Raw genomic sequence first — 7,219 nt, 5'->3', positions numbered from 1 at the left:
TTTACAAGAAAGCTATCAACTGCTCTTCTAACTTCTGGTGAGCTTACACCCAAAACTACACCATTTGAAATTTTGGTAACTTGCGTAATTTCTTTTCTGCTATAGCCAATAGTGTTAACGTTTGAAATATTATCAGAAACCGCACCGAGGGCTTGCTGATTAACATTCAAGCTATCAACTAATGATCTAAGAGATGTTGTTAAACCTACTTTTGCCGAAACCATATAAATAGTATTTTTAATTGTCACCCCGCACTTGTTGCTGGGTTAACCATAAACCAAGCTCAAAACCTAGATTTGAAAACACTTTCTACCATTAACTCCGCAACAAGTGAGGAGTGACAGCATTGGTAAAAATCTAATTTTAGCCAAATCCTAACCCGAAAAACCTAATTTATGCATTTTCCGAAATTGCAATCGGTGATGATAGAGAATTAACAGCATTTATTGTGCCATTATTTCCGTAACCTCTAACATTTGATTGATATTCCAGAGTTGATTGATAAACACTTTCAAGAACAATTTTGTTCACTTCTCTCGCGATTAAAACCTCATTATAATTAATTTCTGAGGCTTTTTTAAGTGCTGCACTAACATTAATAATTTTTTCTTTTGAATCAGAGGGCAAAGTTTTTAGAAAATTAACGTCAGATAAAATCTCATTTTTTAATTGTTCTAACTCAATTGTATATTTCTCTTTGGTTTCATATAATTCTGCGGCTTTTTCAATTTGATTCGCACGATAAAACTCTGTTTCTTTATCTAAAATTCTCGTCAAAATTTCTGACTTATTAATATATGAATTTAGAATATTTATTTTATCATTTATATCTTTGTTGTTTGTCATAAAAAAGTTTTTTAATAATAATTTTATATTATTCCCTCCCCTGCTTGCGGGGGAGGGCTAGGGTGGGGGCATAAATTTCAATCAAATTATAATTTTTTTAGCCCCCCTCTTTATCTCCCCCCGTAAACAGGGGGAGAAACAAATTTTATTGCATCTGCATCTCAATCAGCTTTTTTTGGATTGAATCAGCGATGCCAACCCCACCAGATTCAGAAATAATTTTTCCATATTCCTCAATCATTAAATCTCTATAAGCGGATTCCCCAAAACCTCCGCCAAATAGAGGGTCAACTTCAATAGTGTTATACATAAAGCCTAACAACTGACCTATGAACATTGATTCAAAATCTTTAGCGGTTTTTTCAATTTCTTTTAGGTTATCTGATTTATTTTCAGTCAAAGATTTAATCTTCAAGCCTTCATTCTGTAAATTTTGAAAGCGAAGATTATCCTTTGAAAAATCAATTATAGAATTTATGTAATCTGAATTTATCATATTTTATCTAGTTTCAATTTCTGCCTGCAAAGCCCCTGATTGCTTGATTGTTTGCAAGATTGTTATTAAATCTCTAGTGCCAACGCCAAGCGTATTTAGTGCCGTTACTAAATCGTCAAGATTTGCATTAGCATTAATTTTTGCGATATTTCCTTTGATTTCCTCAACATTTATTGATTCCCCTTGTGTTGCGATAGTTTGTGCTGAGGCTGGTGCTAATGTGCCAGGTTGAGAAATTAAAGGCGTTTTAAGAATTGTAACAACTAGGCTGCCTTGTGCCACTGCAACTGGGTCAATCTTAACATTATTATTCATTACAACCGTTCCAGTTTTTTCATCAATAATAATTTTTGCGATATTATCAGTGGTTACTGAGAGTTGCTCAATTTGTGCTAAGAGAGATGCAACTGAAGTTGTATATTCAAGTGGAATCATCAGAGAAACCGTTCCGGGATCAGTTGCGATTGCATAATTATCGCCAAGTTTTTTATTGATTTCCGCCTCTATTTCTTTTGCAGTGGTTAAATCAGGATTTTTAAGAGCTAGATTGATTTTACTCATATTATTGAGAACAAAGCTAACTTCACGCTCAACAATTGCACCATTAGAAATTACGCCAGTTGTTGGAATATTTTTAGTTACATTTGCACTTTCAGTGCCTGCTGAAAATCCACCGATGGAAACAGGCCCTTGTGCAACCGCATACATTTCACCATCTGCACCCATAAGCGGGGTTGCAACTAATGTTCCGCCTTCTAAACTCTTAGAATCCCCAAGGGTGCTAACCGTTACATCTATTTTACTTCCAGCTCTTGCAAATGGTGGAAGTTTAGCAGTAACCGTTACAGCCGCAACATTTTTAACTTGAAGCTTTTCATTCATTGTTCCAACGCCGAGCCTACTTAAGAATGCTTGCAAACTTTTTTCAGTAAAAACTGAGTTATTTAATTTATCACCAGTGCCGTTTAAGCCAACAACTAAGCCATAGCCAACCAGCATATTTTCTCTAACGCCTTCAAAATTTATGATATCTTTTAGGCGTGCATTGCTTGCGTGAGCTTGTGAAGTTGAAAATAAAATTATAATTAAAACCAAAATTAAAGTAGTTGAGATACCTGCGAAAATTGAAAGCAAAGTTTCTAAAAATTTGAACTTAAAACTTGATAAAAAATTATTTTTATAATCTTCTTTAGATAGCAATTTTACTTTGCAGGTTTTTGAATATATTTCCTTCCATAAATTATTATCTTCTTCAAGATATTCATCTTCAACCCTGAAGTTATAACCTTTTGAATCTATGTAATAACAATTTGAAATTATATTTTTTTCTGAAATGGCCTGCATAACATTTTTATTGTTTACCCCTTACAAGTAAGCAACCGGCGTGCCAAAAATATTTGCAATGGAATAAAATTGAAAATCTTAGTAAAATCAGATGGATAAAATAAATAGAATTTAATTAAAAATGTAAATTTTACCTTTTTTTTGAGTGGTAAATTTACCCAGTGCAGATTTTTCATATAAAATTTCTGCCTAAAAATTACTTTTAATTTTTAACCCTAGATAGAAAAAAACAACCAATTTGTTGCTTTTTTGCAATTTTTGGTGTAAAAATGAATTTCCTAAGATTTTATTTTAATTTTCGGCGATTTTTATTAACTTCATTTTTTAGCCTATGACTTATAGAATAAATAATGAGATTGAAACTGAGTTGCCTAATCTCAAAACAAAATTTTTAGTTCTAAAATATCTCAATAAAGAAATTCATAAATTATCTAATAATTATGATTTTATCGCAAAAGAGATTGATGAAATTGAAGAATATGTTGCAAATAGTATTTACGCAAGAAAACTAAAAAAATCCCTCAAAAAAATCAAAAAAGAAATAATCAAAAAACTAAAATCAGTTAAGTAGAAATTAAATTGTTCCAAGCCATTTGTTGAGTTTTTCTTCTACTTCCTCAATTTTAACTGGTTTGGAGAGGTAATCATCCATACCAGCGGCAATGCATTTTTCAGAATCGCCCTTAACTGCATTAGCAGTAAGTGCCACAATTGGCGTATGCTCTTGGCGATTGGCTTTCTCTACTTCACGAATTACTTTGGTTGCCTCATAACCATCCATATTCGGCATTTGGCAATCCATAAATATTAAGTCAAATTTCTTTCTTTTCGCAATTCCAACTGCCTCACCGCCATCATTAACGCAAGTTATATGAACTGCAAATTTCTCAAGCATTTTAGAAATTACCAGCCTATTAACTGGGTTATCCTCTACCACTAAAATATCTTTGCCAGTGAGTTTTGATAAATCAACTGCGGCAATGGATTTCAAATTATTATTATTTTCAATAACAGAGCTATAATTTAGCTTATTTATGAATGGGATTTTTTGATTTTCCTTCTTATGATTAATAATAAAAGTAAGAATTTTTTTGAATTGATCAAAAAATATTGGCTTGTTGAAATAAGATATATAACCACTTTTTTCTGATTTTTCTAAATCATCTTTATTAAAAGACGAAGAATAATAGATAAGGCTTGTATTTGGGCTAATTTTTCTTATCTCGTCTGGAAATTCAAAAATTTTATGCTCAATATTATTAAGGGAAACGATTATAATATCAAAAATTATTCCTTTATCTAAATAGCCAGAAATAAGCTGTTTTGCCTTAGTTAAATTATTTGATTGTGCAAAAGTTGCCCCTAAACTTTCAACTTGTTCAAGCAGAATATTTTGTGAAGTAACATTATCATCAACAATTAAAATTTTAGTTTCCTGAATGATTTCCCGAGCTTTCTCAAGGGATTCATTATAATCTAGGGTGGTATCTTTTGTTAATTTTAAGGTGAAATAGAAATTAGAACCTGCACCCGGTGTGCTATAAACGCCAATTTCTCCGCCCATCATATGTGCTAATTGTTTACAGATTGCTAGCCCAAGGCCAGTTCCGCCGTATTTTCTAGTAGTTGAAGTATCGGCTTGATCAAATTTATTGAATATCAAACCTTGTTTATCTTTAGGAATTCCAAGTCCAGTATCTTTAACGGAGCATCTAATTATTACTTGATCTTCTTTTAATTTTGATTGGTCATCATCTTCACTATTTCTAATATCAATTGATATATGGCCTTCTGAGGTGAATTTTATAGCATTAGAAATTAGATTTGTAAAAATTTGCCTTATTTTACCGGGGTCGCCATGAAAATATCTTGGAGTTTTTGGAGAAAATCTAACTAATAATTCAAGTTTTTTCTCTTGGGTTTTTGGCAGGAATAATTCCGCAACTTCTTCAATTAATTTTTGAAGGTCAAAACTGATTTTTTCAAGCTCAACTTTGCCCGCTTCAATCTTTGAAAAATCTAGAATGTCATTAACAATTTCAAGTAAGTTTTCTGAAGAAGTTATTATGGTTTTCAGATAATTTTTTTGTTCCTCATCTAGTTCTGTTTTAGAGAGTAAATTTGCCATACCAATAATGCCATTCATTGGCGTTCGGATTTCATGACTCATATTAGCCAAAAAGTCAGATTTCATATTATTGGCACTTTCCGCAACATTTTTTGCTATTTCTAATTCTCCCGCCTGCTTTTTTATATTTTCAGCATATTCATTAATTCTAGTTTCGTGATAATCGTGGGCTTCTAGCATTTTATTAAATATCTTTGAAAGCTCACTAATTTCATCAATTCCAGAAGTTTCAACAAAAGATTTATTATCACCATCGGATCGCTTTTTTATAACTTCGCCAAAAATATTTAAGCGTGAAATTACAAATTTATTTACTAAAAAATATGCAGTTATAGTTATTGATAAAATACTTAAAGAAAGCACAGAAATTAGTTTATACCAATAATGTGCATCATAAGATTGTGCGATAGAAGTAAATGAAAATAAAATAGAAAGAAGGCTAACTATAACAAGTGGTATTATTAATTTTATATTTAATCCATTCCATTTATTCATATTTTTATAGGGGAGTTTTTAATTAAATTTATTTTATCCCAATAATAATTTTAGCTTCATACCCGCGTAAGCGGGTATCTATTTTATTCCCTAGATTCCCGCTTACGCGGGAATGAAGTTAAATGATATTAGGCTTCTGTTCATTAATGTTATTTAACAATATTTTATTAGGCAGGATAATTTGAACATTTGTTCCTTGTTTTTCCTTACTGAAAATTTCAATTCTCCCGCCGTGAAGCTCAGCAAATAGTTTGCAGAGTGGAAGTCCAAGGCCAGTGCCGCCAGTAGTTTTTTCAATATGAACTTGCCCAAAAGCAGTTAATGCAAGTGGAATATCTTCCTCCTTCATTCCAATTCCAGTATCTTTAACAGCAAGAACAAATTGTTTTTTATCATCAATTTTTGCAGAAACTTCTATCATTCCTCCACTTTCAGAAAATTTAATTGAATTAGAAATTAGATTTAACAAAATTTGTTTTATTTTTCTTCTATCCGCAAAAATGTAAGGCATATCGTTTTCAACATCAACAACTAGGCTGATACCTTCATTTTTAGCACGCTCTTCAAAAATACGAATTGATTCATTAATAACTTTATTAATGTGAAATTCTTCTGGGCGAATTTCCATTTTTCCGGCTTGACCTTTGGAATATTCAAGTACATCATTGATAAGTGAAAGTAAGTGATTGCCACAGCCTAAAATATCTTTTAACCTTTCTTGTTGCTTTGAATTTACGCTACCAAAATATCCATTCAATATCATTTCAGAAAAGCCTATTATGGCATTTAGGGGGGTTCTAAGCTCATGGCTCATATTTGCTAAGAAATCAGATTTTGCTTTGCTAGCAGCCAGTGCATCTCGCTCAGAAACTCTAAGCCTTTGAACCTTTCTAGCAAGCTCAATTGAAAAAAACGCAACAACAAAAACAAAAAGCAAAAATATAAAGAAGAAAACTATATCTGAAATTCTTTCATCATACCAATTGCGAAAAATATCATTCCCATAGCCAATTAGCGAAACCTGCATTAAAACACTTGGAATTGAGAAAAGTGTATAAACTCTAACATCTGAAAAATTAGCATCTTGCAGGCGAAGAAGGCTAACCCTTTGGGCTAAATCTACGCTATTTTTTGCTTCAAAATAGGCTTTATCAAAAGCACTTCTTTCTTCTTTTTTATCAAGGATTTGTGGGGTTAAAATTTCCCTGCCATCAATATGCTTTAAGACAATTTTTGTATTGCGTTTTTTCTCAATTGAATCAAAGAAATTTGTAATATAATTTGCACTAACAACCGCTATCACAATGCCATCAAAGCTACCATCAAGTTTGCTGAGGCTCCGACTCATCACAACAAAACCCCCACTATTACCATCTGCACTATCTTGTTTGCCAATAAAAAGTGCATCAACATCATCTGAATGAGAGTTGAAAAAAGGCAAGCCAGAAACATAATCTTTATCTCTCATCCAATTCTCAAAGCCTTGCTTTCTATAGATTGCAGAGATTTCCCCCTTCTCATTTGCTATAAGCATCGCTGCAATTTGAGGGGTTTCATCAACCCAATAAATTATATTATTTATAGTATCTTTGCTAAGGTTACTACCAAAAAGAAGGTTGTTTCTATGCTTTTCTGAGGCTCTTCTTAAAACAACATCTACTGCCAAAAAAGTTAGTTCAATATGATCACTAATAGTTCTTGTGAGCTTGATAAGGTTTTCTTCCGCAACTTTCAGCTCTTTATTATAAGAATATACTGCCCTGTAAAAAACTATAACCGAATTTACAATTACAATAAGAATGCTAAAGGTTATTATGAATTTAACTATCGTTAGATTAAACGGATTTACTTTTTCTTTATTCATTATTTTTTTTATTTTAATCAACTTATAGTTAAAATAACTGGATAGT

Annotated in this window: 7 protein-coding genes; 1 reads left to right on the top strand and 6 read right to left on the bottom strand. The window is 31.8% G+C overall.

Features of this window, described 5'->3' with window-relative positions; genetic code table 11:
• The 4 genes from SFT90_04855 to SFT90_04840 form a co-directional block, all read right to left on the bottom strand.
• Positions 1-224: flagellar basal body protein (locus SFT90_04855; GenBank protein MDX1949811.1), on the bottom strand; the 224-nt coding region annotated here is incomplete at its 3' end.
• A 169-nt stretch (positions 225-393) separates the two neighbouring features.
• The gene (locus SFT90_04850; GenBank protein MDX1949810.1) at positions 394-846 is read right to left on the bottom strand and encodes a hypothetical protein; all 453 of its coding nucleotides are present in this window, start codon (positions 844-846) and stop codon (positions 394-396) included.
• A 145-nt stretch (positions 847-991) separates the two neighbouring features.
• Positions 992-1,342: a rod-binding protein gene (locus SFT90_04845; protein ID MDX1949809.1), complete on the bottom strand. Its 351-nt coding sequence runs from the start codon at positions 1,340-1,342 to the stop codon at positions 992-994.
• A gap of 3 nt (positions 1,343-1,345) precedes the next feature.
• Positions 1,346-2,686 carry a flagellar basal body P-ring protein FlgI gene (locus SFT90_04840; protein ID MDX1949808.1) on the bottom strand — a complete coding sequence of 447 codons (1,341 nt, stop codon included), beginning with the start codon at positions 2,684-2,686 and terminating at the stop codon, positions 1,346-1,348.
• 331 nt (positions 2,687-3,017) lie between these two features.
• Here SFT90_04840 and SFT90_04835 point away from each other — a divergent pair, with 331 nt between their 5' ends.
• Positions 3,018-3,257 carry a hypothetical protein gene (locus SFT90_04835; protein ID MDX1949807.1) on the top strand — a complete coding sequence of 80 codons (240 nt, stop codon included), beginning with the start codon at positions 3,018-3,020 and terminating at the stop codon, positions 3,255-3,257.
• A gap of 3 nt (positions 3,258-3,260) precedes the next feature.
• On the opposite strand, the gene SFT90_04830 is transcribed toward SFT90_04835, so the two are convergent.
• Together SFT90_04830 and SFT90_04825 are read right to left on the bottom strand one after the other, a co-directional pair.
• On the bottom strand, positions 3,261-5,309 hold the full coding sequence (locus tag SFT90_04830; GenBank protein ID MDX1949806.1) for a response regulator: 2,049 nt from the start codon (positions 5,307-5,309) through the stop codon (positions 3,261-3,263).
• A gap of 118 nt (positions 5,310-5,427) precedes the next feature.
• Positions 5,428-7,173 (bottom strand): ATP-binding protein, encoded by a 1,746-nt coding sequence (locus SFT90_04825; protein ID MDX1949805.1) that lies wholly within the window; start codon positions 7,171-7,173, stop codon positions 5,428-5,430.
• Positions 7,174-7,219: the final 46 nt, after the last annotated feature.

Source organism: Rickettsiales bacterium, assembly GCA_033762595.1.
GTDB lineage: Bacteria > Pseudomonadota > Alphaproteobacteria > Rickettsiales > UBA8987 > JANPLD01.
The sequence above is the reverse complement of the archived record's forward strand: the minus strand, read 5'-3'. Positions and strand labels throughout refer to the sequence as shown.

Excerpts from the sequence above, each read along its gene's own strand:
- SFT90_04845 (MDX1949809.1), bottom strand. The coding sequence starts at position 1,342 with ATGATAAATTCAGATTACATAAATTCTATAATTGATTTTTCAAAGGAT.
- SFT90_04825 (MDX1949805.1), bottom strand. The coding sequence starts at position 7,173 with ATGAATAAAGAAAAAGTAAATCCGTTTAATCTAACGATAGTTAAATTC.
- SFT90_04850 (MDX1949810.1), bottom strand. The coding sequence starts at position 846 with ATGACAAACAACAAAGATATAAATGATAAAATAAATATTCTAAATTCA.
- SFT90_04835 (MDX1949807.1), top strand. The coding sequence starts at position 3,018 with ATGACTTATAGAATAAATAATGAGATTGAAACTGAGTTGCCTAATCTC.
- SFT90_04830 (MDX1949806.1), bottom strand. The coding sequence starts at position 5,309 with ATGAATAAATGGAATGGATTAAATATAAAATTAATAATACCACTTGTT.
- SFT90_04840 (MDX1949808.1), bottom strand. The coding sequence starts at position 2,686 with ATGCAGGCCATTTCAGAAAAAAATATAATTTCAAATTGTTATTACATA.